Annotated in this window: 26 protein-coding genes; 7 read left to right on the forward strand and 19 right to left on the reverse strand. The window is 66.5% G+C overall.

The genetic code is table 11. The features are described 5' to 3' along the window. Position 1: 1 nt before the first annotated feature. The 5 genes from AC1RJ5_RS18690 to glpD form a co-directional block, all read right to left on the reverse strand. Positions 2 to 415: a TadE/TadG family type IV pilus assembly protein gene (locus AC1RJ5_RS18690; RefSeq protein ID WP_342249310.1), complete on the reverse strand. Its 414-nt coding sequence runs from the start codon at positions 413 to 415 to the stop codon at positions 2 to 4. After that, on the reverse strand, positions 412 to 912 hold the full coding sequence (locus tag AC1RJ5_RS18695; RefSeq protein WP_342249309.1) for a TadE family protein: 501 nt from the start codon (positions 910 to 912) through the stop codon (positions 412 to 414). The genes AC1RJ5_RS18690 and AC1RJ5_RS18695 overlap by 4 nt, the downstream gene beginning before the upstream one ends. Beyond that, the gene (locus AC1RJ5_RS18700) at positions 909 to 2,918 is read right to left on the reverse strand and encodes a beta strand repeat-containing protein (RefSeq protein ID WP_493115021.1); all 2,010 of its coding nucleotides are present in this window, start codon (positions 2,916 to 2,918) and stop codon (positions 909 to 911) included. Before AC1RJ5_RS18700 ends, AC1RJ5_RS18695 begins: the two co-directional genes overlap by 4 nt. Positions 2,919 to 3,236: 318 nt before the next feature. Beyond that, complete coding sequence (locus AC1RJ5_RS18705) at positions 3,237 to 3,569, reverse strand: PilZ domain-containing protein (protein WP_493115023.1); 333 nt, start codon at positions 3,567 to 3,569, stop codon at positions 3,237 to 3,239. 49 nt (positions 3,570 to 3,618) lie between these two features. After that, complete coding sequence (glpD, locus tag AC1RJ5_RS18710; RefSeq protein ID WP_493115025.1) at positions 3,619 to 5,067, reverse strand: glycerol-3-phosphate dehydrogenase; 1,449 nt, start codon at positions 5,065 to 5,067, stop codon at positions 3,619 to 3,621. Positions 5,068 to 5,121: 54 nt separating this feature from the next. On the opposite strand from glpD, the gene rnr reads away from it, so the two are divergent. The 3 genes from rnr (at position 5,122) to AC1RJ5_RS18725 (ending at position 8,156) form a co-directional block, all read left to right on the forward strand. Then, complete coding sequence (rnr, locus tag AC1RJ5_RS18715) at positions 5,122 to 7,362, forward strand: ribonuclease R (protein ID WP_342249305.1); 2,241 nt, start codon at positions 5,122 to 5,124, stop codon at positions 7,360 to 7,362. A 69-nt stretch (positions 7,363 to 7,431) separates the two neighbouring features. Then, a complete protein-coding gene (locus AC1RJ5_RS18720) occupies positions 7,432 to 7,845 on the forward strand; it encodes a hypothetical protein (RefSeq protein ID WP_184168940.1) in 414 nt (137 codons plus the stop codon). After that, positions 7,842 to 8,156, forward strand: a complete 315-nt coding sequence (locus AC1RJ5_RS18725) for a hypothetical protein (protein WP_493115028.1) — start codon at positions 7,842 to 7,844, stop codon at positions 8,154 to 8,156. Before AC1RJ5_RS18720 ends, AC1RJ5_RS18725 begins: the two co-directional genes overlap by 4 nt. Here the strand turns inward: AC1RJ5_RS18725 and AC1RJ5_RS18730 are convergent. Next, entirely contained in the window at positions 8,145 to 9,314 is a 1,170-nt protein-coding gene (locus AC1RJ5_RS18730) for a saccharopine dehydrogenase family protein (RefSeq protein ID WP_493115030.1), read from the reverse strand. The two genes, AC1RJ5_RS18725 and AC1RJ5_RS18730, sit on opposite strands and share 12 nt — an antisense overlap. 323 nt (positions 9,315 to 9,637) lie before the next feature. Further along, entirely contained in the window at positions 9,638 to 10,075 is a 438-nt protein-coding gene (locus AC1RJ5_RS18735; protein ID WP_493115032.1) for a MarR family winged helix-turn-helix transcriptional regulator, read from the reverse strand. A gap of 138 nt (positions 10,076 to 10,213) precedes the next feature. On the opposite strand from AC1RJ5_RS18735, the gene AC1RJ5_RS18740 reads away from it, so the two are divergent. Next, on the forward strand, positions 10,214 to 10,639 hold the full coding sequence (locus AC1RJ5_RS18740; protein WP_269572636.1) for an organic hydroperoxide resistance protein: 426 nt from the start codon (positions 10,214 to 10,216) through the stop codon (positions 10,637 to 10,639). Between the two features lie 167 nt (positions 10,640 to 10,806). Then, the gene (locus tag AC1RJ5_RS18745) at positions 10,807 to 12,759 is read left to right on the forward strand and encodes a PAS domain-containing sensor histidine kinase (RefSeq protein ID WP_493115034.1); all 1,953 of its coding nucleotides are present in this window, start codon (positions 10,807 to 10,809) and stop codon (positions 12,757 to 12,759) included. A 7-nt stretch (positions 12,760 to 12,766) separates the two neighbouring features. On the opposite strand, the gene AC1RJ5_RS18750 is transcribed toward AC1RJ5_RS18745, so the two are convergent. After that, a complete protein-coding gene (locus AC1RJ5_RS18750; RefSeq protein ID WP_269572634.1) occupies positions 12,767 to 14,548 on the reverse strand; it encodes an ABC transporter transmembrane domain-containing protein in 1,782 nt (593 codons plus the stop codon). A gap of 273 nt (positions 14,549 to 14,821) precedes the next feature. On the opposite strand from AC1RJ5_RS18750, the gene AC1RJ5_RS18755 reads away from it, so the two are divergent. Beyond that, the gene (locus AC1RJ5_RS18755) at positions 14,822 to 16,054 is read left to right on the forward strand and encodes a polyhydroxyalkanoate depolymerase (protein ID WP_493115037.1); all 1,233 of its coding nucleotides are present in this window, start codon (positions 14,822 to 14,824) and stop codon (positions 16,052 to 16,054) included. Positions 16,055 to 16,197: 143 nt separating this feature from the next. Here AC1RJ5_RS18755 and AC1RJ5_RS18760 read toward each other — a convergent pair whose 3' ends face one another. The 8 genes from AC1RJ5_RS18760 to AC1RJ5_RS18795 all read right to left on the reverse strand — a co-directional run bounded on the left by AC1RJ5_RS18760 (position 16,198) and on the right by AC1RJ5_RS18795 (position 23,226). Beyond that, on the reverse strand, positions 16,198 to 16,572 hold the full coding sequence (locus AC1RJ5_RS18760; protein ID WP_269572632.1) for a YkvA family protein: 375 nt from the start codon (positions 16,570 to 16,572) through the stop codon (positions 16,198 to 16,200). Positions 16,573 to 16,610: 38 nt separating this feature from the next. Beyond that, positions 16,611 to 17,090 carry a pyridoxamine 5'-phosphate oxidase family protein gene (locus tag AC1RJ5_RS18765; RefSeq protein ID WP_269572631.1) on the reverse strand — a complete coding sequence of 160 codons (480 nt, stop codon included), beginning with the start codon at positions 17,088 to 17,090 and terminating at the stop codon, positions 16,611 to 16,613. Between the two features lie 47 nt (positions 17,091 to 17,137). Beyond that, entirely contained in the window at positions 17,138 to 18,088 is a 951-nt protein-coding gene (locus AC1RJ5_RS18770) for a glucokinase (RefSeq protein ID WP_269572630.1), read from the reverse strand. 548 nt (positions 18,089 to 18,636) lie between these two features. Next, positions 18,637 to 19,203 (reverse strand): SMI1/KNR4 family protein, encoded by a 567-nt coding sequence (locus AC1RJ5_RS18775; RefSeq protein WP_493115040.1) that lies wholly within the window; start codon positions 19,201 to 19,203, stop codon positions 18,637 to 18,639. Between the two features lie 2 nt (positions 19,204 to 19,205). Then, positions 19,206 to 20,384, reverse strand: a complete 1,179-nt coding sequence (locus AC1RJ5_RS18780; protein ID WP_184168929.1) for an acetyl-CoA C-acyltransferase — start codon at positions 20,382 to 20,384, stop codon at positions 19,206 to 19,208. 21 nt (positions 20,385 to 20,405) lie between these two features. Further along, complete coding sequence (locus AC1RJ5_RS18785; protein ID WP_184169284.1) at positions 20,406 to 20,837, reverse strand: MaoC family dehydratase; 432 nt, start codon at positions 20,835 to 20,837, stop codon at positions 20,406 to 20,408. A gap of 203 nt (positions 20,838 to 21,040) precedes the next feature. Then, positions 21,041 to 22,201, reverse strand: coding sequence for a mechanosensitive ion channel family protein (locus AC1RJ5_RS18790; RefSeq protein WP_269572629.1), 1,161 nt, complete (start codon positions 22,199 to 22,201; stop codon positions 21,041 to 21,043). Further along, entirely contained in the window at positions 22,198 to 23,226 is a 1,029-nt protein-coding gene (locus AC1RJ5_RS18795) for a DNA topoisomerase IB (RefSeq protein ID WP_269572628.1), read from the reverse strand. The genes AC1RJ5_RS18790 and AC1RJ5_RS18795 overlap by 4 nt, the downstream gene beginning before the upstream one ends. Positions 23,227 to 23,328: 102 nt before the next feature. On the opposite strand from AC1RJ5_RS18795, the gene AC1RJ5_RS18800 reads away from it, so the two are divergent. Then, positions 23,329 to 23,880, forward strand: a complete 552-nt coding sequence (locus AC1RJ5_RS18800; protein WP_493115043.1) for a type 1 glutamine amidotransferase domain-containing protein — start codon at positions 23,329 to 23,331, stop codon at positions 23,878 to 23,880. Here AC1RJ5_RS18800 and AC1RJ5_RS18805 read toward each other — a convergent pair. From AC1RJ5_RS18805 to AC1RJ5_RS18815, 3 genes are read right to left on the reverse strand one after another with little or no spacing between them, the layout of a single operon-like run. After that, positions 23,831 to 24,919, reverse strand: a complete 1,089-nt coding sequence (locus AC1RJ5_RS18805) for an acyltransferase family protein (RefSeq protein ID WP_493115045.1) — start codon at positions 24,917 to 24,919, stop codon at positions 23,831 to 23,833. The two genes, AC1RJ5_RS18800 and AC1RJ5_RS18805, sit on opposite strands and share 50 nt — an antisense overlap. Then, positions 24,916 to 26,268 (reverse strand): putative O-glycosylation ligase, exosortase A system-associated, encoded by a 1,353-nt coding sequence (locus AC1RJ5_RS18810; protein WP_269572626.1) that lies wholly within the window; start codon positions 26,266 to 26,268, stop codon positions 24,916 to 24,918. Before AC1RJ5_RS18810 ends, AC1RJ5_RS18805 begins: the two co-directional genes overlap by 4 nt. Next, positions 26,261 to 26,413 (reverse strand): hypothetical protein, encoded by a 153-nt coding sequence (locus AC1RJ5_RS18815; protein WP_184168923.1) that lies wholly within the window; start codon positions 26,411 to 26,413, stop codon positions 26,261 to 26,263. The genes AC1RJ5_RS18810 and AC1RJ5_RS18815 overlap by 8 nt, the downstream gene beginning before the upstream one ends. Between the last annotated feature and the right edge of the window lie 36 nt (positions 26,414 to 26,449).

The following is a 26,449-nucleotide window of genomic DNA, read 5'->3' on the forward strand; positions in this document are numbered from 1 at the left end:
CTCAGCCGAGCTTGGGGAAGCAGGCCTTGGCGGTGATCTCGGCGGGGATTGCGGAGATCAGCCCGGCAATGGGCGAACGGAAGGGCGCGGTGATCGAGACCTGGTTGGAAGCGGCATTGCCCTCGCAGGTGATATTGGCCTTGATCGCCAGGTTGGTCGCCGTGATCGCCACGCCATATTGCGAGGCGCGGGTGAGTGCGTAGCTTTGCTGCTGCTGGAGCGTGGCGCAGGTGCTGCTGACCGACATGCAGCGCACCGTGCTGAAGGCGACCTCGCCCAGCGTCTGCCGGAGCCACAGCATGCGGCTGCCCTCGATGATGCCGAACAACAGTGTGAGGAACACCGGGGCAAGCAGCGCGAACTCGACGGCGCTGGCGCCCCTGGTGGCACGGAGGAGGCGGCGGACGGGGTTCATTGCAGCCGCACAGTGGCGGTTTCGGAAATGCTGGAGGCGGTCAGCAATCCGCGGGGCAGTACCAGCGGCTGGTAGGCATAGGAGGCGGAGATCTTGAGATAATAGCCGGAGGTGGCACCGGCAGCCATGCCCGAGCCGGAACAGGGCACGCCGCAGCTCGCGACCGGCACATAGGTTGCGGTGCGGCTCAGGCAGGCGCAGCTGCGCGCGCTGTTGTTACAGACCGCGCTGCCGTTGCAGGTGGTGGTGACCAGCGCCGTGGCGGGGGCACGGGCGGCGCGGCGGACATAGTCGGGGATCGCCGCATAGCTCACCGTGTCGCGCTGGGCGAAGCTCGATGTCGCCGCGGCGGACACGGCCTGGCGGAGCGAGCTGCGTTGGATGAGGTAGGTGCCGATATCGAGTGCAACGAGCATCACGCCGAGGAAGAAGGTGGCGAGCAGCGCAAACTCGATGGTCGCGGCGGCGCGGCGCTCCCGGAGCAGGCGGCGGATCATTGGACCAGCCCGATCGAGCCGGTGCCGTTGCCCGAGCTGCCGCCGCCGGTGATGCTGGTGCAGGCTGAGCCCGTCGCCGCGCCGCCGGTCGCCGCGATGCGATTGGCGATCAGCATGAAGCACTGACCGGACGACAGCGTGGTGCTGCCGCCGCTCATCGTCACATCCGAATTGGGCAGGTGGACCGCGCCGACGAACACATTCTGCGCGCCGGCGCCCCAGCTTGTCGCGCTGCTGGTCAGGCTGTCGATCAGCAGGTCGGCGATCGCGCCGCCGGTGGTGCCGGTGGTCGCCGCGATCAGCTTGGTCTTGGCGCCGCCGCCGAGATTGAGCGTGCCGGAGAGGATGAAGGACACATTGATCCCGGCCATGTCGTAGCCGGAAACGCTCACGCCCTCGAGCGTGTTGCCATAGGTGAGGCCGGTCACCGACGAGGTATAGGGCCAGGTGGTGCCGCCGGTGCCGTTGGTGAAGTTGCCGGCGATCGTGTAGCGGCTGGTGCCGAACAGCACCGATCCGGCGATGGTCATGTTGCCGTTGATCAGGTGGTTGGTGGTCTTGCCGAACACCAGCCGGCTGCCGCCCGAGGTGGTGATGTTGCCATTGGCGCTGAACGCGCCGTCGCCCATGAGCATCACCGCGCTGCCCGACAGGTTGACCGCGTCGCCCGAACTGGCCTTGCCCAGCCGGTAGTCGCCCTTGCCGGCCGCGAGCGTCGATCCGCCGCCCACCGTGATACCGGCGCCGACGTCCAGGTCGCCATCGCCCAGTTTCATCCAGCCGCCGCCGCTCAGCGCCACGCTCTGGAAGGCGTGGTTGCCGGTGCCCATGCTGAGCGACGAGCCACCGCCCAGGTTCACCGTGCTGTTGATCGTCACCGCGCCATTGCCGATGCTGTTGGTGCCGTTGAAGCTGATCGAACCGCTGCCGATCTCGATCGTGCCATTGCCCAGGGTGACACCGCTCGATCCGCTGGCGAAGCCGCCATTTACCTTGAGGTTAACGTCGCCGAACACGACCGTGGAGCCGCCGCCGATCGAGACGCCATTGGCCACGGTAATGTTCGATCCGCTGGCGAAGCGGACGTTGAGGCCGCCATCGATGGTCAGCTTGCCGATCGTGTAGTTGCCCGCCGGGATCGTGTAGTTCGCGCTGGTGCCGCTGCGATAGCTGGCGACATTGGCCGAGGGCGTCCAGCCGATCGTCCATTCGGCGCCGGCCGGCGTCACCGGATTGGCAAGGGTGCGCGGCGCGACGAAACTGCCGATCAGCGCGCGGGCATTGGCCAGGTCGACATTGTCGGCCAGCGGATCGGTGATGTCGGTGGTACCCTTGATGATCTTGTCGGACGAGGGGACGTTGGTGTTCCACGAGGGATTGGTGAAGCTGTTGCCGTAACGGATCAGGTCGGCTGACAGCGTGCCGTAATTGTTGATGACCGATCCGGTGCCGGCGATGATGTTCTTCGCGGTGATGCCGGTGCCGCCATTCTCGACCGTAGACACGGCCGCGACCACGCAATCGGGCGTGTTGATCGTAGCGCCGCCGCTTGTCGAGATCCCGGTGCCGCTCGAGGCGAGCGAGAGAATGCAGGGGGTGCCGATCTGCGCGGCCGAGTTGAGCGAGGCATAGGCGGTCGCGCCGACATCAAAGGCACCGTGGAAGCCCATCGCCGTGCCCAGGGCAAAGGGCATCCGGGTGGTGACGGTGACCTTCACGGCCTTGGTGCCGGCGGTCGGGACATCGTTGACCAGTGTCGCGGTGACGGTGGCGTCGGCGATGCCGTTGACCAGCACCACGTCCTGCGCGGTGGGGGCGAGAACCATTTCACTGTTCGCTGCCTTGTAGGCCAGAGCGGCGGCGAGCGCGCCCATGTCCGCCGCGCGCTGATTGGCGATGCGCTGGTCATAGCCCCGGTTGAGATCCACCGCGAACGCTGCACTGCCGATCACCGCCACCAGCGACAGCGCGCCGATCACCGCGACAGTGCCACGACTGTCGCGCACCAAGCGCGCGCATATCGTGCGCAAGGCATGTGAGAGCTTTAGAGGAATTTCCCGACCCTTGTTCTTTGCGTCGGGCGCTAGGTAGGCGGGGTAAACGATCCATTACGGATGCATGTTGGTATCGGTATCACGGTTGCGCGAGATGCAATCGTTCAACCGGCCTCCGGTGCACGCTTGTATCTCTAAAATGCTGTAAACATAGAGAAATTGTAGGTCGCGTCGTCGCCGGATATGTACATCGCCAGCGACGAAGATGAGCCGAAATCCGCCATTCTGGGGACTCTCGAGCATCTCCGGCCTCGCCCTGCCGTGAAACGGCTAGCGGATCACCAAGGTCAGCTGGCGCACCAGACTGCGCTCGATCGGCTCGTCGAAGCGGCAGCCGATATGCGTGCCGTCGTTCCACACCACCGTGGCGGGCACCGGGGCGCCGTCGGGCAGGTTGAGCCACACCTTGTCGCCTGTTCCGTGCGGGGCTTCGCAGGCGAGGCGGCAGCCATAGACCGACAGGTCGTGCAGCATTGCCTCGACCGGCTTGTTGCCGCGCTTGGTGAGGGTGGCGCGGGTGACCAGAATGCGATGACGCGTAGCGGCCCGCTGCTCTACGAGCGCAGGTGTTACGGCCCGATACTGGGAGAACTTCGTTGCCATTCTCTCTCCGCCCCGGCGCGCACCCTGCCTTGGACGGTTTAAGAAGGGCTTAAGGGCCTTTCAGCACCATTTCGACCTTGGAGGCCAGTTCAGGACCGGCGTGCAGCCCGAGCTTGCTCCGCCGCCACAGCACGTCCTCGGCGGTGCGCGCCCATTCATGGTCGCGCATCCAGCGTATCTCGGTGGCGGTGAGGCCCGCGCCCAGGTCCTCGCCGAGATCGGTCACGTCGCGCAGCATGTCCGCCAGGCAGCAGCCATAGGCATGCGCCATGCGTTCGGCCCGGGCATCGCCGAGGAACGGCCAACGCGCCTTGGTCTGCGCCACGAACCTGTCGAAATCGGCGATCGTGCCGCCGGGGAAGGGGCGGGCCCGGGTAACAGGCTCGACTTCGCCGCCGAGTGCCGGGCCGATCTTCGCCAGCGCTTCCTCGGCCAGCGCACGGGCGGTGGTGATCTTGCCGCCGAAGATCGAGAGCAGGGGTGGGCCCTTGTCGTCGAGCTCGAGCACATAGTCGCGGGTCACCGCCTGAGCCTTGGCGGCGCCGTCATCGTGCAGGGGGCGGACGCCGGACCAGCTCCAGACGATGTCAGCGGGGGTGACCTGCCGGGCGAAATAGCGGTTCACCGCCGCGCAGAGATAGGTCTTCTCCTCCTCGCTGCACACGGCATCCTCGGGGCGTTCGACCTGAATGTCGGTGGTGCCGATCTCGGTGAAGCCGCCCTCATAGGGGATGGCGAACACGATCCGGCCGTCGGGCTGCTGGAGGATATAGGCATGGTCGCCGTCGAACAATTTCGGGACGACGATGTGGCTGCCCTTGACCAGCCTGATCTGAGAATGATTAGCAATAGCCAGCGCGTCGAGCAGGTTTCGCACCCACGGTCCGGCGGCGTTGACCAGGCCGCGCGCCTCGACGGTGCGGCCGTCTGAGAGCTCGGCATGCCAGATTTCGCCCTCTCGCCGGGCGCCCAGCAGCTCGGTGCGCGTCGCGATCTCGGCGCCATGGGCCGCGGCGTCCACGGCGTTGGCGAGGGTGAGGCGGGCGTCGTCGACGCGGCAGTCCGAATAGACGAAGCCCCTGTGGGTGCCGGCCAGGGGGGCGGTGAAGGCCTGGTCCCGGGCAGTCAGGTCGCGGGAGCGGGGCAGGGTGGAATTGCTGCCTATCGCCAGCGCGTCGTAGAGGTAGAGGCCGAGCCGGACCATCCACCACGGCCGCAGCGCATGGGCATGGGGCAGCACGAAGGTGAGCGGGCGGATCAGGTGCGGTGCGGCCTCCAGCAGCCGCTCGCGCTCGTGCAGCGCTTCGCGGACCAGGCGGAACTCGTAGGTCTCGAGATAGCGCAGCCCACCATGGATCAGCTTGGTCGAGGCCGAGCTGGTATGGCTGGCGAGATCGTCCTTCTCGACGAGCAGCACCTTGAGCCCGAGCAGCGAGGCTTCGCGGGCGATCGCGCACCCGTTGATCCCGCCGCCGACGATGAGCAGGTCATATGTCACGCTGTGAGGTTACGGCGTTGGCAGGCGGCTCGCGAGTCCTTATCTTAGGGGTCAATGGCAAAACCAAAACATAAAGCTGGACTGCCCACGCGGCAGCAGATTCTGGATTTCATCACCAATTCCAACACGCCCGCAGGCAAGCGCGAAATCGCCAAGGCCTTCGGACTGCACGGGCAGGACAAGATCCTGCTCAAGGCGCTGCTCAAGGACATGAGCGACGAGGGGCTGATCGACGTCGCCCCCGGCCGCGCCTTCCACAAGATGGGCGGAGTGCCCAAGGTCACCGTGCTGCGAATCACCGACGCGGACGGCGACACCACCTGGGCGGTGCCCGAGCGCTGGGAGGCCGAGGGCGTGCCGGTGCCGCGGCTGCGGGTTCGCGAGCCGCGCGGCAAGCGCTCTGCGCTGGCGATCGGCGACCGCATCCTTGCCCGCACCGAAGAGGCCGGCAACGGCTGGATCGCCCATCCGATGAAGAAGCTCGCCCGCGGCGAGGAGCTGATGCTCGGTGTGCTCAAGGAAGAGGCCGGGCGGCTCTGGCTGCAGGGCGTCGAGAAGAAGGAGCGGCGCAACTGGATGGTCTCCGACGCTGGCAGCGGCGAAGTCGGCGACCTGGTGCTGGCCGAAAAGACCGGCCGCCCGCCGCGGATCACCGCCAAGGTGGTCGAGATTCTCGGCGATCCCTTCGCCCCGCGCAGCTTCTCGCTGATCGCGATCCACCGGCATGGCATCCCCAATGTCTTCTCGGAGGACCTGCTCGAAGAGGCCGAGCGGGTGTCGAAGCTCGACCTCGGCAAGCGCGAGGACCTTCGCCATCTGCCGATCGTCGCCATCGACCCGGCGGATGCCCGCGACCATGACGACGCGGTCTGGGCCGCGCCGGACGAGGATCCGAAGAATGAAGGCGGCTGGAAGGCCGTGGTCGCGATCGCCGACGTATCCTTCTATGTCCGCCCCGGTTCGGAGCTGGACCGCGAGGCGCGCAAGCGGGGCAACTCGGTCTATTTTCCCGACCGCGTCGTGCCGATGCTGCCCGAGATCCTCTCGGCCGAGGTCTGCTCGCTCAAGGAAGGCGAGGACCGGGCGGCGCTCGCCTGCCATCTCCAGATCGGCAAGCATGGCGAGCTGAAAAGCTGGCGCTTCACGCGCGCCGTGGTCAGCATCGCGGCAAACATCGCCTATGAGGATGCCCAGGCCGCCATCGACGGCAAGATCGAGCATCCGCTCACCGAAACGGCGCTCAGGCCACTCTGGAGCTGCTGGCATGCGCTCAACAAGGCGCGCGACAAGCGCGAGCCGCTCGACCTCGACCTGCCGGAGCGCCGCATCGTCCTCGACGAGATGGGGCGTATCCTCTCGGTTGCTCCGCGCGAGCGGCTGGATGCGCACAAGCTGATCGAGGATTACATGATCGCGGCCAATGTCGCGGCGGCCAAGGCGCTGGAGGCGAAGAAGGCGCCGGTGATGTATCGCATCCACGAGCCGCCGGCCCGGGAGAAGCTCGTCGCGCTGCGGGAATATCTCAAGACCTTCGGCATCGAGTTCGCACTGGGGCAGGTCATCAAGCCGGCGACGTTCAACCATATCCTGAAGCGGGTTGGGGAGAGCGACTTTCGCGAGCAGGTGATGCAGCAGGTGCTGCGCAGCCAGATGCAGGCCTCGTATGGCCCGGCGAACCACGGCCATTTCGGCCTGTCGCTCGGCAGCTATGCGCACTTCACTTCGCCGATCCGCCGCTATGCCGACCTGATCGTCCACCGCTCGCTGGTCCATGCCTATGATCTCGGCCCGGGCGGGCTGACGCAGGAAGAAGCCGCGACGATGGAGCGGATCGGCGAGAGCATCTCGAGCCTCGAGCGCCGGGCAATGGAAGCGGAGCGGGAGACGATCGACCGTTATGTCGCCGCCTATCTCGCCAATCATGTCGGCGAGGTGCTGGAGGCACGGATCACCGGAGTGCAGAGCTTCGGCTTCTTCGCCACCGTCGATGGCGTCGGCGGCGACGGGCTGGTCGCGGCACGGGACCTCGGCACCGAATATTTTCGGTACGACGAAGCCGGACAGCGGCTGGTCGGCGACGAGAGCGGCGACGAGTTCACCCTCGGCATGCGGCTGCAGCTGCGGCTGGTCGAGGCGAACCCGGTATCGGGCGCGCTGCGCTTCGAGCTGCCGGACGGCGTCGGTTCGGCCGGTCCTTCGGGCTTCCGGCCGGAACGGGCTGGCAAAGGGCGGCCGCGCCCGATTAAGAGGCGGGGCAGACCGGCCAATATTCGCCACAATGGGAAGCGGCGCTGATCTGGGTTCATTGACCATGTGTCCTGTGCCCTTATGCTTCGCCTTCCACATTCCGGGGGATTCGACCCAATGCTGAAGCCGTTCATCCTTGCCCTCGCGCTTACTGCCGCCCCGGCGCTGCCCGCCGCCGCGCAGACCGCGCCGGCTCCGGCTCCCGCGGCCCAGGCCAAGCCGACCGCCGCCGACTTCGCCAAGAACATGCAGGGCGCCGTCGGCCAGACCTTCGAGGGCGGCATCGTCCTCAAGAACATCACTTCCGAGGCCAATACCCTGGTCCTCACCGTCGATGGTCCGGCCGGCTGGCGTACCCAGCTGACCCCCGCCGACATCTCGACCGCGCTGGTCGGCGGCTTCTGCAGCACGGCCCCGCAGTTCTTCGCCACCGGCGTGTCGATGCGGGTCGACTCGCTCGACGGCGGCAAGCTGGCCAAGGGCCCGACCGTCACCACCTGCCCGCCGGCCGCTCCGGCGACGCCGCAGTGATCTCCTCCAGCGTCCCGGTCTCCATCGGGGCGCTGGCCGCAGGGGCGCGGCGGCGAATCCGCGCCCATTTCTTCGCCCTCCACGCCGTATCCGCCGAGGAGGCGGTTCCCTTCGTGCCGCAGCGGCCCATCGAGCGCCGCCAGTTCGAGCGCATGCAGTGCGCCGGGATCATCCATGCGGCCGGGCAGGACCGCTACTGGTTCGACCTTGCCGCCTTCCAGAAGGACCAGGACCGCACCCGCGCCATCCTGGTTCCCATCGTCATCGTCCTCTGCCTGCTCGCCGCGGGGCTGCTGACCCTACTCTACTGAGAAGCTGAGCCCGGCATTGGCCTCGAGCCGCTTGACCAGGGGCTCGGGCATCAGGCCGCCGGCGGTCCAGATGCCGCCCTTGCCCTCGGCAGGCACGTCGCGCAGCAGGCAGAGCGCGCTTTCGGCGATCATCTTGCTCGTCGAGCCATAGCCGGGATCCTTGTCGCCCCTGACCGTTGCCGACAGGCGCTGGCCGTCCGGCATCTCGGCGACGAAGACCAGGTCGTAATAGCCGGTTTCGCGCTCCTCCTTGCTCGGGCCTTCGCCCGGGGCGGGGCCCTTGTCGGCGGCCATGGGGTTGATCTTCGCCAGCGTCTCGGCCGCGGCCTTGCCGATCTCGCCGAGCCCGGGGACGATGGTCATCTCGTCATACTGGAAGTCCGCGCCATAGGGCTGGCCGGCCAGGAAGTTCGAGCGGTGGACGTTCTTGGTGTTGATCACCGCCATCATGAAGGGGGCGACCCAGGCATCGACCGCCTCGTCATGATAGGGAACCATGCCGTTCGGCTGGTGCGGCCCCTGGAAGCCGGGGGTGAGGGCGAAGGGATCGACCATCAGCTTGAGGATCGAGGGATCCCTGGCCGCGGCGGCCATCGACGCCTTGCCGCTGGCGAAGGTGCCGCCGGAGAAGGTGCCCTTCATCGCCCGCACCCGGCCCTTCACCCGCGGCGCCGGCTTGCCGAAGCGGGCGATCGCCGCCTGCTGCACGGCCCATACGCCGAGATCGAAGGGGATCGAATCGAAGCCGCAGGAGAAGACGATGCGCGCACCGCTCGCCTTGGCAGCATCCTCGTACTTGCGGATCATCTGGCCCATCCAGGCGGGCTCGCCGCAAAGATCGACATAGGCAGTGCCGGTCTCGATACAGGCGGCGAGCAGCGCCTCGCCATAAAGCTGATAGGGGCCGACGGTGGTGATGACCACCGTGCCGCGGGCAACCATCGCCTTGAGGCTGGCGGGATCATCGGCATTGGCGGTGAGCAGCGGCGTGTCCGCCGGCGCGCCGATCTCGTCGCGGACTTCCTGCAGCTTGGTGAGCGAGCGGCCCCCCATTGCCCATTTCACGTCCGGATAGCGGGCGGCGAGATACTCCGCGACGAGCCGGCCGGTGAAGCCAGTGGCTCCATAGACGATGATATCGAATTCGCGGTTTGCCATTCTTCCGGTTCCTGCTCCTGCTCGCCTTTGGGGCGATTCATTGAATCTCTTGATACTCGCTTTTACGTGCGTGGGAGAGCGGCGGGGTGCCGATTTCCCGTGCGCGGGCTTTCTTGACCGGAGCTAGTGAAGCAGAGGAAATCCTACATTGGAAGAGGCGGTATGGTGATATGGCGTGGTTTGGCGACCATCCACGCTATTCTCCGTCATGCTGAACTCGTTTCAGCATCCAAGGCGCCGCGAAGGATATCGCTTGAGGCGCGTTGGACCCTGAAACAAGTTCAGGGTGACGATGGGTGTGGGGCAGGCGGGTAGCGCCTCTCTCAGTCCTGCCCCTCGCGCAGCGCGTTCCACAACGACTTCACGTCGCGGTTGAGTCCCATCAACTGCTCGCCCCGCATGCCCGAGCGGGTGAGCAGTTCCTCGGCGAGGCAGCCGCATTCCTCGCGCATTTCGGCGCCGCGCGGTGTCAGGCGGACCAGGACCTGGCGCTCATCCTCGGGATTGCGCTCGCGCCGGACGAAGCCGGCAGCCTCGAGCCGCTTCACCAGCGGCGTGATCGTGCTCGATTCGAGCGCGAGTCGCTCGGCGATCGCGCCGACGGTGCGGCCGTCCTGCTCCCACAGCGCGTGAAGCACCAGATATTGCGGATAGGTGATGCCGAGCCGGTCGAGCATCGGCTTGTAGGCGCGCGTGATCGCCATGCTGGTCGCGTAGAGCGAGAAGCAGAGCTGGTCGTCGAGCGGTGCGGCGGCGGGCATGATCGGTCTCCTTGGCAAGAGCCAAATTCGTCAAAATACATATCGCGATAAATATTCGCTGGACAAGGGCCGACTCACGCACTAGCTAAACGTTATCGCGATAATGATTATCGCAGAACGTTTTTAAGGAGACCGAGCATGTCCGTCGACGTCAAGTACAGCACCCGCGCCACTGCCACCGGCGGACGCGATGGCGAAGCCCGCAGCGAGGATGGCCGCGTTGCCGTGAAGCTCTCGACCCCGAAGGAACTGGGCGGCGCCGGCGGCGAGGGGACCAATCCCGAGCAGCTGTTCGCGGCGGGCTATTCGGCCTGCTTCATCGGCGCACTGAAGGTTGCCGGCATGCAGCTGAAGATCAAGGTTCCGGCCGAGACGACGGTGACCGCGACGGTGGGCATCGGCCCGCGTTCGGAAGGCGGCTTCGGCATCACCGCCGACCTGGAAGTGAACCTGCCGGGCCTGGATCGCGCCGATGCCGAGAAGGTGGTCGAGGCAGCGCACCAGATCTGCCCCTATTCGAACGCCACGCGCGGCAACATCAATGTCGGCCTGACCATCGCCTGACCTGACCTTATGAAGCTCCCGGCTGCCGGCCCGTAAAATGCGGAACATCCGCAATTTTCCGGGCTGGCAGTTAACCTGCACAATGATGAAAGATCATAGCTAGTGGTAGATCGCGCATAGCGAATCGCCATGGGGGCACCGCCGGCCCGGCCGGAGGAAGGGAAGCGATGGCAATCGCAAGGAGCGAGGGTTCCGAGACGACGGGGGGCACGGCGGCCTATCGCTGGGCGACCTGGCTGTTCGGTTTCTCGGTGGCGCAGCCGGTGCTGGTGCTGCTCGGCTGGACCCTTGGCATCCCGATCCTGCGCGGCCTGGGCAATCCCCATTATTCGATCATGCCTCTGGCATCGGTGCTGTTCTTCCTGGTGGCGCTGGGCGGGCTGCTCGCGCATCGCGAGAAGCGCACGGCCGCCCGCATCGTCATCGGGGTGGCGCTGGCGCTGCTGAGCCTGCAGGCATTCCACTACCTTGCCCATTTCGACCTGGGGCTCGAGCGGCTGCTGTTCTACCGGCAGGTGATCGAGCTCAATGTGCTCAACAAGGGCATCCCGGGCACGGGCGCGATCAGCATGCTGATGCTCGATTGCGCCGCGATGCTGCTGATCACCAGCGATGCGCCACTGCCGCGGACCTGGGCGGCGCTGATCGCCAGCACCGGTATCGGCCTGACCGCGCTGACCGCGACGATGATGCTGGTCGAGGCGCCGACCCAGATCTCGCCGAGCTTCATCGGCCGTTCGATCACCACCGCCATTCCCAATTTCGCGCTGGCCACCGCGATCCTGCTCCATGTGCTGCATGGCCGGGAGCGGCGCGAGATCGGCTTCGAATACCGGCTGTTCCGGCGGCTTTCCCCGGCAATCATCGCGCTGCCGGTCTTCCCTTCGCTGCTGGCGCTCGTCCTGGTCCGCGATGGCGGGCTGGGGCTCAACGAAGCGCAGTTCATGGTGGTGGCGTGCAACATCCTGATCGTGTCGCTGCTGCTGATCGTCGGACTGCGCGGCGCGCGCCAGCAGAACGATGTGGTGCGGCTGCGCGGCGAGCAGCTGCGCGCGATCCTGGCCGGGGTTCCCGATGCCGTGATCGTGATAAACCGCGAAGGGCTGGTGACCGATTTCAGCCAGGCCGCGGCCGCGCTGTGGCTGGTCCCGGCCGGGGCGCAGGGCTGCAACATGGGCAGCTATCTCGGCGAGCGCGAGCGGACCAAGCTGATGGCGATGCTGGGGCGCGAGCAGCCCGAATTCCTGCTGACCGGCGAAGGCGTGCGCACCGACGGCACGCGCTTTCCGCTCGAGCTGCGCGGGGCGAAGTTCAAGGGGATCGACGGGATCACCTGCTTCACCCTGTTCGCGCGCGACCTTTCCGAAAAGCTTGCCGCCGAGAAGCATGTCGCGAAGCTCTCGGCGCAGCTCGCCCATGTCTCGCGCCACAATGCGATGGGCGAGCTGGCGGCCGACCTGGCGCATGAGCTCAACCAGCCGCTGACCGCGGCGATCAACTATCTCTCCGCCGTCGGCTATCTGCTCGGCCAGCAGGGCGATGCGGGCAAGGCGCCCGAGATGGTCTCGCAGGCGCGCGGCCAGGTGACACGGGCGGGCGAGATCATCCGGCGGATGCGCGACTTCGCCCAGCACCGCGAAGTGCGCAAGCATCTGGAGCCGCTGCGGCCGATGATCGACGACGCGATCCAGCTGGTCCGCGCCGGCAGCGATTCACTCGATGTCGAGGTGGAGCTGGCGATCGAGCCGGCGGACGTCGCGGTGTTCGTCGATCGCATCCAGGTGCAGCAGGTGATGGTCAACCTGCTGCGCAACGCGGTGGAGGCGATCCGGTCGGCCGAGCAGGCCGCCGGGCGAATCGTGATCGCGGCACACCCGATCGCGGGCGACTGGGTGGAAGTGGAATTCCGCGACGACGGCCCCGGTGTGCCGGAGACGATCCTCGACCAGCTCTTCGAGCGCTTCACTTCGACCAAGGCCGGGGCGGGGATGGGCATCGGCCTGTCGATCTCGCGGCGCATCGTCGAGGCGCATGGCGGCACGATGCGCGCGGTCAATGGCGAAGACGGCGGCGCGACCTTCTGCTTCACGCTGCCGGGCGCGCTGCACGCCGCCCATTAGTCCGCGTTCAGGCGGCTTCGTTGAACTGCAGCGCGGCGAGCCGGGCGTAGAGCCCGCCCTGGGCGACCAGCTCGGCATGGGTGCCGGTCTCGACGATCCTGCCTTCGTCCATCACGATGATCCGGCCGGCGGCGCGGACGGTGGCGAGGCGGTGGGCGATCACCAGCGTGGTGCGGTTCTCCATCAGCCGCTCGAGCGCGTCCTGGACGAGGCGCTCGCTCTCGGCATCGAGCGCGGAGGTCGCTTCGTCGAGCAGCAGGATCGGGGCGTCACGGAGCAGCGCACGGGCGATGGCGATGCGCTGGCGCTGGCCGCCGGAGAGGCGGGCGCCGCCCTCTCCGAGGAAGGTGTCGAGGCCCTCGGGCAGGTCGCGCAGGAAATCGGCGGCGTTGGCGGCCCGGGCGGCGGCCCAGATCTGCTCGTCCGACGCGTCCCAGGCGCCGTAGCGGAGATTGTCGCGGGCCGAGGCGCCGAAGATCACCGTCTCCTGCGGCACCATCGCCATGCGGGCGCGGACATCGGCCGGGTCGGCGGAGCGGATCGGCACACCGTCGATGCGGACTTCGCCGCCCTCGGGGTCGTAGAAGCGCTGGAGCAGCTGGAAGAGAGTGGACTTGCCGGCGCCCGAGGGACCGACCACCGCCACCGTCTCGCCCGGGCGGATGTCGAGCGAGAAGTCGCTGAGCGCCGAGACTTCGGGGCGGGTGGGATAGCGGAAGGTGACATGGTCGAACGCCACCGCCCCATGGGGCGGCTGGGGCAGGGCGACCGGATTCGCCGGGGCGGCGATGTCGGGCTCTTCCTGGAGCAGCTCGGCCAGGCGGCTGGCGGCGCCCGAGGCGCGCAGCAGGTCGCCATAGACTTCGGTCAGCGTGCTGAACGAGCCGGTGACCAGGCCGGCGGTAAGCACGAAGGCCATGATCGAGCCGCCCGAGGTGCGCCCGGCGGCGACATCGGCGACGGCGGCCCAGACGATCAGCACGATCGCGGAGAACAGCGCGCCGATCACCAGCGCGGTCATGATCGCGCGCAGGCCGAAGCGGCGCTTGCCCGCTTCGAAGGTGCGCGTGACCGCGCCCTGGAAGCGCTCGCCCTCGCGCTTTTCCTGGCCGAAGGCCTGGACGATGCGCATCGCGCCGAGGGTCTCGCTGGCGATCGAGCCGACATCGGCGACGCGGTCCTGGCTGTTGCGCGAGAGCTGGCGGACGCGGCTGCCCAGCCAGACGATCGGCAGGATCGTGATCGGGATGCCGACGATCAGATAGGCGGCGATCTTGGGCGAGAGCGCGAACAGGTAGATCACGCCGCCGGCGCCGGTGAGCAGGTTCCTGAGCGCCATCGACACGGTGGAGCCGACCACCTGCTCGACGATCGCGGTATCGGCGGTGAGGCGCGAGGCGATCTCGGACGGGCGGTTTTCCTCGAACCATTTGGGCGGCAGGCGAAGGAGATTGCGGTGCACGGCGATGCGCAGGTCCGCGACGGTGCGCTCGGCCAGCCACGAGACGAAATAGAAGCGGATCGCGGTGAACAGCGCGAGCGCGAGGACGACGAGCAGCAGCCCCTCGAAATAGATGCCGATCCGGCTGGTATCGACGCCGGTCGCGAAGCCATGGTCGATGATCAGCTGGAAGGTGCGCGGGATCAGCAAGGTCGTCACCGACGAGCCGAGCAGCGCGATCATCGCGATCAGCAGCTGGAGCGGATAGCGCCGGGTGAAGCTCCACACCACGAGCAGGTTGGAGAGCTTGCGCTTCTGCGGCGGCGCGGCGGGGGCGGTTTCGGCCATGGGCGCGGGACTAGCGCACATGGCGGGGCAGGGAAACTGTCCTTTGCCGGAGGGTGATCGCGGCGAATTAACGCGAATCAGAGGATGGTGGTTTAATCGTGCATGCAGAGAGGGTTAGGCGGAGCGGTTATAGGATTTCGTAATCACGGTATGGGAACTTGTCCTCGTTCCGTCGCATTATGATACCGGGCGCCGTTGCACCGCAGCACGGGCCTACTATAACGCTACCATAGCCGCCGCCGTCGAGGGGAGGGGGACGGCGGAAGGGACGCAATGCTGTACGACGCTTATGAGATCCAGCGCTCGCTTCTCGCAGGTGCGAGCGCGCTGGCCAATTTCTCCGCCGGGCTGCTGAACAATCCCGCGAATCCGTTCGCCTATTTCGGCGGCGGGCCCGTGATGGCCTCGGCGCTGGAGGTGTTCGCGCATGCCTCCGCGCCGCGCGGCAAGCCAGATTTCGCGCTCGATCATACCGAGATCGACGGCGAGACCGTGCAGGTCCATGAGGAAGTCGTGCTGCGCAAGCCGTTCGGCCAGCTCAAGCGCTTCGTGCGCGAGGGCGTGGAAGGCGGTCCCAAGCTGCTGATCGTCGCGCCGATGTCCGGCCACTATGCCACGCTGCTGCGCGGCACGGTCGAGCGGATGCTGCCGGTGGCGGACGTCTACATCACCGACTGGCGCGACGCGAAGCTGGTGCCGATGGCCGAGGGGCGCTTCGACCTGCAGGACTATGTCGATTACCTGATCGAATTCCTCGCCTTCATCGGCAAGGACGGCGATCCGCGCCCGCATGTGCTGGCGGTGTGCCAGCCCTCGGTGCCGGCCTATGCGGCGGTTGCGCTGATGAGCGCCGACAACCACCCGAACCGTCCGGCGACGCTGACCATGATGGGCGGCCCGATCGACACGCGCGAGGCGCCGACCGCGGTCAACACGCTCGCCACCGAGCGTCCGTTCAGCTGGTTCGAGCAGAACGTCATCGCTACCGTGCCGATGAGCTATTCGGGCGCGGGGCGGAAGGTCTATCCGGGCTTCCTGCAGCTCGCAGGCTTCATGACGATGAACCTCGGCAACCACATGATCTCGCACTGGGAGATGTTCAAGCATCTCGTCCAGGGCGATGAGGAGGGTGCCGAAGCGACGATGAAGTTCTATGAGGAATATCGCTCGGTCTGCGACATGACCGCCGAATTCTACCTCCAGACGATCGACCTGGTGTTCCAGGCGCATGCGCTGCCCAAGGGCGAGATGATGCATCGCGGGCGCAAGGTGGACCCGGCGGCGATCAAGGACGTCGGCATCCTCGCGATCGAAGGCGAGAAGGACGATATCTCGGGTATCGGCCAGACCAAGGCCGCGCTGACCATCGCGACTTCGCTGCCGGAATCGCTGAAGCAGTATCACCTTGCCGAAGGCGTCGGCCATTACGGCATCTTCAACGGCTCCAAGTGGCGCAACCGCATCGCGCCGGTGCTGGAGCAGTGGATGGCGACGCATAAGGGCTGAGGCGTGTGAACTCCCCTCCCTGGAAGGGAGGGGCTGGGGGTGGGTCGCGTCCTGGCGTACTGCCGACGTTACGCCCCGTTCTGGTCGTATCGCGTACATCCACCCACCCCTACCCCTCCCTTCCAGGGAGGGGAATTCCGGGGTCAATTATACTCGCTGGTCGCGACCACGCTCCACACCAGCCAGGCCACGCCTGCCCAGATCGCGACGATGAGCGCCACGCCCGGCCAGCTGACCGGGCGCTGGGTCTCGATCTCGGCGCGGGCGCGGTGCTCGGCGAAGAGGGCGGGCGGGATCAGCCGTTCGAACAGCCAGACGCCGAGCGGGATGACGATCGCATCATCGACCAGGCCGAGCACGGGGATGAAATCCGGGATCAGGTCGATCGGCGACAGCGCATAGGCAGCGACCAGCACGCCGACCAGCTTGGCGAGCAGCGGCGTGCGCGGATCGCGCACCGCGAACCAGATCGCATGTGCTTCGGTGCGGATGCGGTGGGCGAGCGACGGGCCGGACATGCACCTTGGGTGACTTGCCCGGCGCCGTCGGTCAAGCGCTAGGTCGCGGTGCTGTCCACCACCGCATGGCTGCCTTCCTCGCTGCCCTTCAGCTTGCCGCCGAACAGCATTCTGGCGAAGCCGCCCAGCGACATGTCGGCTTCCCACAGCTCGGCGCTGTCGATGTCGAAGCGGAGCAGGGCAAGGTTGGGATCGTCCTTGCCGCCGGGAAACCAGGCCTCGACATGCTTGTTCCACAGCTTGTCGATCTGGGCGAAATCATTGTCGATGCGGATATCGCCATCGAGGCAGGCGAAATAGTCATGCCCCTTGGCGACGAAATGCACCATCGCGCGGCCACCAGGCGCGAGGCGATTGTCCTTCGCCGCGAAGAAGAACAGCGTGTCGACCTGGTCGGCATCGAGTTGCGCGGTGAGCGGGATATGGTGCTGCGGGCTGTCGACAAGGCCGGCCATCACGAAGGGGCTGGATGCCATTTTCGACCAGAGATGCTGCTTGAGTTCGGCGATGTCGGCCATGAGTCTCTCCCGATGCTGTGATGTGCGGGGAGAACGGGCGGCCGGGCTCAGGCGTTCCCATAGGCGGCGGCCGCGCCGATCAGCTCGAGGTCGTTGCGGTTGACCAGCACCACCGGCACTTCGGAGATCTGGCGGCGGAAGGCGGCCTTGCCTTCCATCCGGCGGCGGAAGGCGGGGTCCATCAGATGCGGGTGCAGCGCGCGGCTGATCGCGCCGGTGAGGTAGATGCCGTCCCAGGCCCCGAAGGCGAGGGCGAGATCGCCGGCGAAGCTGCCGAGATGCTCGACGAACATGCGCACCACGGCGGCGGCGACGGCATCGCGGGCGGTGTTGCGGGTGACTTCCTCGGGCGAGGCGGGCTTGGCGCCGCCCGACAGCGCCTCATAGGCGAGGCAGAGGCCCGGCGCGGAGATCAGCGTCTCGACATCGAGCGCATGGCCACGCAGCCGGCAGAACTCGGCGAACTTGCGCTCGTCCGCGGTCTGCGGGGCGAAGGCGATATGGCCGGCCTCGCTCTGCACCGGGATCAGCCGATCACCCGTGGTGACCAGCGCGGCGACGCCGAGCCCGGTGCCGGTGCCGATCACGACATAGTTGCCGCCGGGCGCAACGGGGCGGGGCGGCGGACCGTGCAGCGCGGTGAAAGCACTTGCCGGCAGGGTGGTGAGCGCCAGCGCGTTGGCGGCGCATTCATTGAGCGCGCGGGGCGGCGCGCGCAGCACTGCCTCGACCCCTGATAGCGAGATGTACCAGCGGCTGCCGGTGAGATTGATGAGGTCGCCGCGCGCCGCACCGGCTACGGCGAGGACGCTGGGCAGGCGGGCATCCTGCAGCCCGAGGGCGCTCAGATAGGATACCAGCGCGCTGGTGAAAGTGGGATGCTCGCTCGTGGAAAAGCGACGGATGTCGCGCGGCGTGAACCCCGCATCGCCTCCTGTCAGCCCGAAACGCACCGATTGGCGGCCGATATCGGCCACCAACGCCAAGCCTTCGCTCATGGCGTACCCCTCCTTTTGCCGGCCGCGCTTTGCGTGGTCCGAGAGCTGTTATCGCTAACACTTGTTACTGAAACAACAAGTGGGTCGCGATTGGCAGCGTTGTCAGGGAAGGTGCGCGAAGTTGCGCGGCCGCGCAAGCGGGTTTGTTACACCGCGCGTTACAGTGCGGGGTCGGGGCTGAGGTCGATCTTTTACCGCGGAGGCAGATGCGTCCATTCCGGGCCAGTCTCAGCGCAGGTCGTGGGGGTGCGTGTAGTCTTTCCGGCGGCGGCAATCCCGCCGCCATTGAAAGGAGAACGCATATGTCACTTGCCGACTTGTGCCTTATCCTTGCGGCGTTGTTCGCCTTGCGACCTTGATCCTCAAGGTCGTCGAGGTGGCGCGTTCCAAATAAGCACGACGGGAGGGGCTCGGCCTGCCAGCCGGGCCCCGAACGATTTGGGCTCCGATCGCTGCCACGACCGAGGCCCATATCGAACGGAGCGTGCTCCATGTCGCTTGCAGCACCCCTGTGCCGGCACGATTTTTCAATGGTTCGGCCTAAGTCCTCAGCGGTGCGGCTCAACGTCGTCGCGGATATAGCGGTCAAGGAATTCGTCGAAGCTGTCAGCGACATAGTGATCGGTGCCCGTGATCAGCGCAATTCTGCCGCGGTTCTGGCTCTCGGAGCAGTCGATGGCCCAAGCATAGCACCAGATCATATAATCGGCGAAGACCAGCAGCTTGTCGCTGTCCAGCGCTGACTCGCTATCCCAAGTCGCGCATTCCTCCCGTAGCGACTTGATGTCGGCCAGGGGAAACCAGCGCGTGCCCTCATCGTCCCATTCATTGCCCTGGGGCATGGTGGCGAGGAGGTAGCTGCGGAAATCCTCGGGCAAGCGCAGCGCGTATCGTGTCTCAAGCACCCGGACATCCTGCTCGGATGGATTCGCTGCCGGTTGCTGATCCCACCAGTAGAGCAGCCGCTCGAGAAGCGTGAGCGCGGGGTTCGCAAGCGCGCGGGCGCGGCGGACCTTGGCGACCTCGACGCGCGCCAAAATCTCGGGGCTCGAAAGGTCCGCGCGGAATTGCCGGTCGGCGGCCCGTCTGGACAACCAACCGGCAAGCCAGCCCATCGTTAGAGAACCTCGAACAGGCCAGCCGCACCCATGCCGCCGCCGATGCACATCGTGACGACGACGTACTTCGCACCGCGGCGCTTGCCTTCGATCAGCGCGTGGCCGGTCATGCGGGCGCCCGACATGCCATAGGGGTGGCCGATCGAGATCGCGCCGCCGTTCACGTTGAGCAGTTCGTTCGGGATGCCGAGCTGGTCCTGGCAATAGAGCACCTGCACCGCGAAAGCCTCGTTCAGCTCCCACAGGCCGATATCGTCCATCTTGAGGTTGTAGCGCTCGAGCAGCTTCGGGATCGCATAGACCGGGCCGATGCCCATCTCGTCCGGCTTGGTACCGGCGACGGCCATGCCGACATAGCGGCCCAGCGGCTGCAGGCCGCGCTTCTCGGCGAGCTTCTCTTCCATCAGCACCGAGGCCGAGGAGCCGTCCGACAGCTGCGAGGCGTTGCCGGCGGTCACGGTGCCGTTCGGCAGCACCGGGTTGAGCGACTGCAGGCCTTCCAGCGTGGTATCGGCGCGGTTGCCCTCGTCCTTGGTGAGGGTGACTTCCTTCTGGGAGACTTCCTTGGTCTCCTTGTTGACGACGTTCATCGTCGCGGTGACCGGCACGATCTCGTCATCGAACTTGCCCGCGGCCTGGGCGGCGGCGGTGCGCTGCTGCGACTGGAGGGCATAGGCATCGCAGCGATCGCGGCCGATGCCGTAGCGCGCGGCGACGACCTCGGCGGTCTGCAGCATAGGCATGTAGATGTCGCCGTGCATCGCGAGCAGCTCGCGATCGGGCTCGAGGCGCATGGCCGGCGTCTGCACAAGGCTGATCGACTCGACGCCGCCGCCGATGGCGATGTCCATATTGTCGACGATGATCTCCTTGGCGGCGGTTGCGATCGCCATCAGGCCCGAGGCGCACTGGCGATCGACCGACATGCCGGCGACCGAGACCGGCAGGCCGGCGCGGAGCAGGGCGGTGCGGGCGATGTTGCCGGCCTGGCTGCCCTGCTGGAGCGCGGCGCCGAACACGACGTCCTGCACTTCGGCCGGATCGATGCCGGCGCGCTCGACCGCGGCCTTGATCGAATGGGCGCCGAGCGTCGGCGCCGGCAGGGCATTGAACGCACCGCGATAGGCGCGGCCGATGCCGGTGCGGGCAGTGGAGACGATGACTGCGGAGCGAGACATGGGTTTTCCTTCTCTTGGACCTTAGACGTAGACGAGCGCGATCCACTCGGCGATCAGGGCGGGCTTCTCCTCGCCTTCGATCTCGAGGGTATATTCCTGGACCTGCTCCCAGACTCCGGGCTTGCGCTCGGTGAACTTGAGCAGCTTGAACCGGCCGCGGACGCGCTTGCCCGAGCGGACCGGCTGCATGAAACGGACTTTGTTGCCGCCATAGTTGACGCCCATCTTCACGCCCTCGATCGACGGCGTATCGGTGCGGGCGGCGAGCATCGGCATCAGCGAGAGCGACAGGAAGCCGTGGGCGATCGTGCCGCCGAACGGAGTCTGCGCGGCGCGGACGGGATCGACATGAATGAACTGGTGGTCGCCGGTCGCCTCGGCGAACTGGTCGATCATCGTCTGGGTGACTTCCACCCAGTCCGAAACGCGCTCGGTACCGATGCTTTCGGCCATCTGCTGCACGGTGATCGTCGCCAAGGAAGCGGTCCTCTCGCCTGTTCTCGGCACCATCTAGTGGCGGGGTGGGGGCTCCCGCAAGCCTCACCCGACCGGAAATTTGAAAGCCACGACTGACGTAGCGTCCGTCGTGGCTTGATTGGGGTTAGCGTGCAGGGCGCTGGCAAACCCGATATTCGAAAACGGCGTTTTCGAGTCGGTCAGGCGGTGCCTTCCGGATGCTCCGGATAGGGCAGGATGAACTTTCCGTCGGGCCCGGCGGTGTAGCTGGTCTGGGTCGGGTAGGGGATCGAGATGCCCTCCGCCGCGAACTTGCGCAGGATCGCGAAGATGATCTTGTCGCGCACCGCCTGGGCATGCGGCACGTCGTCGCCCGCAACGTCGAACTCGATCACGAAGTCGATCGAGCTGGCGCCGAACCCTTCGGTGCTGGCGCGCGACAGGGTGCCGCCGGCCTGCTCGACGATCTCCCTGAACATTGCCGGGAGCGCCTCGAGCTTCTCGACCGGGGTCTCATAGGCGACGCCGATCGGCAGCTTGGTGCGGGTGTGGTGGCGCAGCGAGAGGTTCTCGATCAGCTTGTCGAGCAGCTGCTTGTTCGAGAAGACGAGCTCCTCGCCGATGAACGAGCGGATGCGCGTGCTCATCAGGCCGATCGAGACGACGGTGCCGCTGTTGCGATCGAAGCGGATCTTGTCGCCGACGCGGAAGGGGCGGTCGAAGAGGATGGTCAGCGCGGCGAAGAGATTGGCGAAGATGCCCTGCGCCGCGAGACCGATGGCGATGCCGCCGACGCCGAGACCGGCGATCAGGCCGGTGACGTTCACGCCCAGATTGCCGAGCACCATCACCGCGGCGATCGCGAACAGCACCACGGTGATCAGGATTCGGATGATGCCGAGGGCGCTGGCCAGGCCCGAGCCGTGGTAATTGTCGGCGCTGGTCTTGTGCTCGATCGCGCCGAAGATCAGCTCGCGCAGCCAGATCGCGCACTGGAAGGCGGCCGAGATGGTGAAGAGGAACTCCACCGTGCTCTCGACCATCTGCGGCGGGTTGGCATAGCCGGTGACCAGCCGGATCGAGGCCATCAGGATGAAGAAATTGCCGGTCTTGGCGATCGCCCGGCCGATGATCGCATACCAGTTGGCGACGCCCTCGCCCTTCTTGCACAGGCGCGCGCCCCAGCCCTTGATCGCGTGGAGCAGGAAGAACACCGCGATGGCGACGCCCGCGGCGATCAGGATCTGGAGCCAGTGCGATTGCGCCCAGGTCCAGCTGTCATTGGCGAAGGTCTCGGCCTGAATCTGAAGGTCCTCGCTCTGTGGGAAACCGGCGGCGTTGCGATTGGTCGATGTCGTCATGCAGCTTTCTTGGGTTGGCAGGCGGAAATGCCCTCCAGAAGGGCGATCAGTCCGCGTTCGTAACGATTGAGCCAGCGCGTGGCACGCGGCAAGTGGAGATCGGCGCGCCAGCAGGCCTGGGCCTCGCGATCCTTGGCGAGATCGATCAGTGCCGGGTGGACATAGGATTTGCGGGCGATGGCGGGGGTGTTGCCCAGCGCTTCGGTCACCGGCTCGAGCATCGCCTTGAGGCCGAGATGGCCGTCCGCTTCCGCAAGCGCACGGAAGGCGAGGACGCTGGCGCCCCAGGTGCGGAAATGCTTGGCGGTGAAGTCCTCGTGCGTCGCCCCGCGGATATAGGCGTTGACGTCGGTCGAGGTGACTGGATGCGCTTCGCCCGCATCGTCGAGCCAGCGGAACAGGTGCTGGCCGGGCAGGTCCTGGCAGCGCTTGACGAAGCGGCTGAGTGACCCGTCGGTGATCGTCAGCACGCGCAGCTTGCCCGACTTGGCGCGGAACTGGAGGCGGAGCGTCTGGCCCTTCACGACCGCATGGCGCTTGCGCAGCGTGGTGGCGCCGAAGCTCTTGTTGGCCTGGACATATTGCTCGTTGCCGACGCGGATGCTGCCGAGGTCGAGCAGGCGGACGACGGCGGCGACGGCCTTTTCCTTGCACAGGCCGCGCAGCTTCAGATCGTGCTCCACCTTCGCGCGAAGCCGGGCCAGATGCTCGCCGAAATCGGCGCAGCGGTCATACTTCGCCGCTTCCTGGGCCTCGCGGAAGGCGAGGTGGTAGCGATATTGCTTGCGGCCCTTCTCGTCATAGCCGGTCGCCTGGATATGGCCGCGCGGATCGGGGCAGTACCAGGCGTTTACATAGGCGGGCGGCAGGCCGATCGCGTTCAGGCGGTCGATCGCCTCGCGGTCCTTGATGCGCTGGCCCGCGGCATCCCAATAGCCCCAGCCGTGCCGCACCTTGCGGCGGGTGATGCCGGGCTGCTGGTCATCGACATAAACGATATCGGTACTGGGTAACCCGTCGGGCATGGGGCCTCCTCGCAATGCCCCGGTCAATGCGCGGCTTGTCGCTTCGTTCCGGAACCCGGCGGCGAGCGGCCGGTTCAGCGGGAGCAACCGAGGAGCCCTGCCATGACCGATCTCTCTCATGTTCGCGTGCTGATGATGGCCACCAACGGCTTCGAGCAGGACGAGCTGATGCTGCCCCGCCAGGCGCTGATCGATGCCGGCGCGCAGGTGACGCTGGCGGCGCTCGATACCGATCCGATCACCGGCGAGAAGGGCGGTGAGAAGGGCCAGAGCATCACGCCGGATACCACCGTCGACGAGGTCGATACCGAGAATTACGATGCGCTGGTACTCCCCGGCGGAGTGGCCAATCCCGACAAGCTCAGGATGAGCGAGCGGGCGGTGGAGATCGTCGGCGAGTTCATGGACGACGAGAAGATCGTCGCGGCGATCTGCCACGGACCGTGGCTGCTGGTCGAGGCGGATGCGGTCGAGGGGCGGGAGGTGACCAGCTGGCCCTCGATCCGCACCGACCTGGAAAATGCCGGGGCCGAGGTAATCGATCAGGAAGTGGTGGTCGATGAGAACCTGATCACCAGCCGCAAGCCGGACGATATCCCGGCCTTCAACCGTGCGGTGATTGCTGCGCTGGAGAAGGTACCGTTCGCAGTCTGATGCCGTTCACCCAGCGCTGGGCCGGCCGCTCGACAAGGTGATAGAGCGCGATCGAGGCGAGCAGGGCGAGCAGCAGGAAGCCGCCGACCAGCGGCCAGGGCACGGCGTGCTCGTCCTGGACGAACGCCAGCTTGAAGGCGAACCACAGGAGATAGTGGGAGAGGTAGGTCGCGTAGCTGATCTCGCCGAGATAGTGGAGCGGGGCGATCTCGAGCGGGTTGCCGGGCTTTGCCGCGGTGAGTGCGAGGGCGAGCAGCAGCGCCGCGAAGGTGGCAGGTGCCATGAAGGTCTCGGGCAGGCCCAGCGCCCAGCCGCCGGCAAAGGCAAAAGCGAGGGCGAAGCTACCGAGCGCGGGCAGGCGCCATTGCCCGCGCCAGCGCAGCCAGAGCGCGGCGACGGCCGTACCGCAAGCGAACTCCAGCACGCAACGGATCAGGCCAAGGCTTGGGATACGCTGGCCGAGTGCGACGGCGCCGCTGCCGGCGAAGATCAGGTGGAGCAGCGCGAGCAGGACGGCGATGGCGGCGATCACGCCCCAGCTCGGCACGCGGCGCCAGTCCACGGCCAGCGCGAGAAACGGGAAGAGCAGATAGGCGGCGAGCTCGCAGGAGATCGACCAGGCAGGATCGTTCCAGGTGAGATGGCCGGTAAAGCCCCAGTTCTGGAGCAGCAGGACATGGAGCGGCAGCTCGTGCCAGGGGAACTGGTCGCTGCCCCGGCCGGTAAGCTGGAGCGCCAGGGCGACCGCCACCGCGAAGCCGAGCATGAACAGGTGGAGGGGCCACACCCTGGCGACCCGGCGCTGGAGAAAGTCCGGCACCGAGGCAAGTCCGCCGCTGCGGACACGCTCGTTCCAGGTCATCCAGATCACGAAGCCCGAGAGCAGGAAGAAGAAATCGACGGCGAGATAGCCTCGTCCCAGCAGGGGCGGAAACGGATAGGGCAGGTCGGCCATCGCCGTGCGGATGTGGAAGAGCACCACCATCCAGGCCGCGATACCGCGGACGCTGGTGAGCGCCTTCAGCTCGGGACCCTTCATGCCAGTGCCGGCCTCGCCTTGCGCAACGGCCGCCAGGCGGACTCCTCGCGCTTGCGGGCCATATAGGTATCGAGGCCGATCTGGGCGCCGATCAGCATGTAGACAAAGGGCTGGAAGGCGATCGCGATGAAGGTGGCGCCGAGCATGTAGACGATATGCGCGGTCTGGAGTGCCGAAGCCAGGGGGGCGACCCATTCCTGGCCGGGCTCGGGCTTCTTGTAGCGCTGGCGCAGCACTTCCATGCGGAAGATGCCGAGGATGTTGATGAGCAGCCAGATGGCGAGGCCGGGATAGCCCTGCTCGCCGAGCATCTCGAAATAGGCGCTGTGATAGGCGCGGGCGCTGTCGACCTCGAGGCTGCGATCGACCGTGGTCTGGCCGGCGCCGTCATTCTCGGTCGCCACCTTCTCGTAGCGAATCTTGTTCTGGCGATAGGCCTCGAACCCGCCACCCATCGGGTGGGTCTTGGCGTAGTCCATCGTCCACTGCCACACGGCGAGGCGGGTGGAAGCGGAAGCATCGGCCTTGTAGGTCTTGATCGTGCCCATCCGCTCGGTGAACGAGCTGGGCAGGAACGGAATGGCGGCAAGGCCGAGGCAGCCGAGCGCGGTGAGGTACACCAGCTTGCGCTTGGCATCGCGGATCATCAGCAGCGCGACCAGGCCGATGCAGAGCAGGCCGGTGCGCGTCGAGGTGCCGACCGGGATCAGCAGGCAGGCGAAGATCAGCGCGAGGCAGAAGCTCTTCACCTTCCAGTCGGGCTTGAAGATCGTGCCGAAGCGCATGAACCAGACGATCAGCGGGATGATCGCGATCGCCACGGTGGAGATGGTCGAGCCCTCGTACAGGCCCGAATTGTTGGCGACCATCAGGTTGAGCTCGCCATAGCCGCCGCCCGAGCCGAGCGTCTTGATGCCGCCGACGATGATGATCGACGAGGCGGAGAGGACCATGAACAGGAGCAGGCTCTCGATGCGCAGCTTGGTGCGCAGGGTGAGCGGCAGGAAGGCGGCGAAGGCGAGCGCCTTCCAAACCCAGTCCCATTTATCGAGTGCCTCGACTTTGAAGTCGGCATTTTTCGTCGTGTAGAAGCAATAGGCCAGCAGGATGACGATCAGCAGCTGGCGCGGCGCGACGCGGACGTCCTTCTTGTCGTCCATCGCCAGCCAGCCGAGCACCGACAGCCCCACCGCGATCAGCGAGATCGGGATCGAGTTGAGCAGGAGATAGGTCAGCCGCTGCGGCGAGACGATATCGATATAGGCGTAGACCAGCACGAAGATGAACGGCTTGCGGAAGCCCATCCCGAAAAAGGCCAGCAGGAAGGCGACGAAGACGAGATCACGCACCGGGCTTGCCCCATCGGCTGGGCTTGACCTTGGAGGCTTCGTCGGAGGGGCCGGGCTCGTGATCGAGATCGGGCCGGCGCAGCAGCAGGAAGGCCGCGAGCAGCATCAGCCCGTGCGAGATCGCGAGCGATAGATTGTCGATCATGGGCCCGTTGCCGCTCCTGCTTACCGGGCCGGTGTA

This window comes from Sphingomonas sp. GW822-FHT03G08, assembly GCF_058801135.1.

Excerpts from the sequence above, each read along its gene's own strand:
- AC1RJ5_RS18690 (WP_342249310.1), bottom strand. The coding sequence starts at position 415 with ATGAACCCCGTCCGCCGCCTCCTCCGTGCCACCAGGGGCGCCAGCGCC.
- AC1RJ5_RS18695 (WP_342249309.1), bottom strand. The coding sequence starts at position 912 with ATGATCCGCCGCCTGCTCCGGGAGCGCCGCGCCGCCGCGACCATCGAG.
- AC1RJ5_RS18705 (WP_493115023.1), bottom strand. The coding sequence starts at position 3,569 with ATGGCAACGAAGTTCTCCCAGTATCGGGCCGTAACACCTGCGCTCGTA.
- rnr (WP_342249305.1), top strand. The coding sequence starts at position 5,122 with ATGGCAAAACCAAAACATAAAGCTGGACTGCCCACGCGGCAGCAGATT.
- AC1RJ5_RS18720 (WP_184168940.1), top strand. The coding sequence starts at position 7,432 with ATGCTGAAGCCGTTCATCCTTGCCCTCGCGCTTACTGCCGCCCCGGCG.
- AC1RJ5_RS18730 (WP_493115030.1), bottom strand. The coding sequence starts at position 9,314 with ATGGCAAACCGCGAATTCGATATCATCGTCTATGGAGCCACTGGCTTC.
- AC1RJ5_RS18735 (WP_493115032.1), bottom strand. The coding sequence starts at position 10,075 with ATGCCCGCCGCCGCACCGCTCGACGACCAGCTCTGCTTCTCGCTCTAC.
- AC1RJ5_RS18740 (WP_269572636.1), top strand. The coding sequence starts at position 10,214 with ATGTCCGTCGACGTCAAGTACAGCACCCGCGCCACTGCCACCGGCGGA.
- AC1RJ5_RS18745 (WP_493115034.1), top strand. The coding sequence starts at position 10,807 with ATGGCAATCGCAAGGAGCGAGGGTTCCGAGACGACGGGGGGCACGGCG.
- AC1RJ5_RS18750 (WP_269572634.1), bottom strand. The coding sequence starts at position 14,548 with ATGGCCGAAACCGCCCCCGCCGCGCCGCCGCAGAAGCGCAAGCTCTCC.
- AC1RJ5_RS18755 (WP_493115037.1), top strand. The coding sequence starts at position 14,822 with ATGCTGTACGACGCTTATGAGATCCAGCGCTCGCTTCTCGCAGGTGCG.
- AC1RJ5_RS18760 (WP_269572632.1), bottom strand. The coding sequence starts at position 16,572 with ATGTCCGGCCCGTCGCTCGCCCACCGCATCCGCACCGAAGCACATGCG.
- AC1RJ5_RS18765 (WP_269572631.1), bottom strand. The coding sequence starts at position 17,090 with ATGGCCGACATCGCCGAACTCAAGCAGCATCTCTGGTCGAAAATGGCA.
- AC1RJ5_RS18770 (WP_269572630.1), bottom strand. The coding sequence starts at position 18,088 with ATGAGCGAAGGCTTGGCGTTGGTGGCCGATATCGGCCGCCAATCGGTG.
- AC1RJ5_RS18775 (WP_493115040.1), bottom strand. The coding sequence starts at position 19,203 with ATGGGCTGGCTTGCCGGTTGGTTGTCCAGACGGGCCGCCGACCGGCAA.
- AC1RJ5_RS18780 (WP_184168929.1), bottom strand. The coding sequence starts at position 20,384 with ATGTCTCGCTCCGCAGTCATCGTCTCCACTGCCCGCACCGGCATCGGC.
- AC1RJ5_RS18785 (WP_184169284.1), bottom strand. The coding sequence starts at position 20,837 with ATGGCCGAAAGCATCGGTACCGAGCGCGTTTCGGACTGGGTGGAAGTC.
- AC1RJ5_RS18790 (WP_269572629.1), bottom strand. The coding sequence starts at position 22,201 with ATGACGACATCGACCAATCGCAACGCCGCCGGTTTCCCACAGAGCGAG.
- AC1RJ5_RS18795 (WP_269572628.1), bottom strand. The coding sequence starts at position 23,226 with ATGCCCGACGGGTTACCCAGTACCGATATCGTTTATGTCGATGACCAG.
- AC1RJ5_RS18800 (WP_493115043.1), top strand. The coding sequence starts at position 23,329 with ATGACCGATCTCTCTCATGTTCGCGTGCTGATGATGGCCACCAACGGC.
- AC1RJ5_RS18805 (WP_493115045.1), bottom strand. The coding sequence starts at position 24,919 with ATGAAGGGTCCCGAGCTGAAGGCGCTCACCAGCGTCCGCGGTATCGCG.
- AC1RJ5_RS18815 (WP_184168923.1), bottom strand. The coding sequence starts at position 26,413 with ATGATCGACAATCTATCGCTCGCGATCTCGCACGGGCTGATGCTGCTC.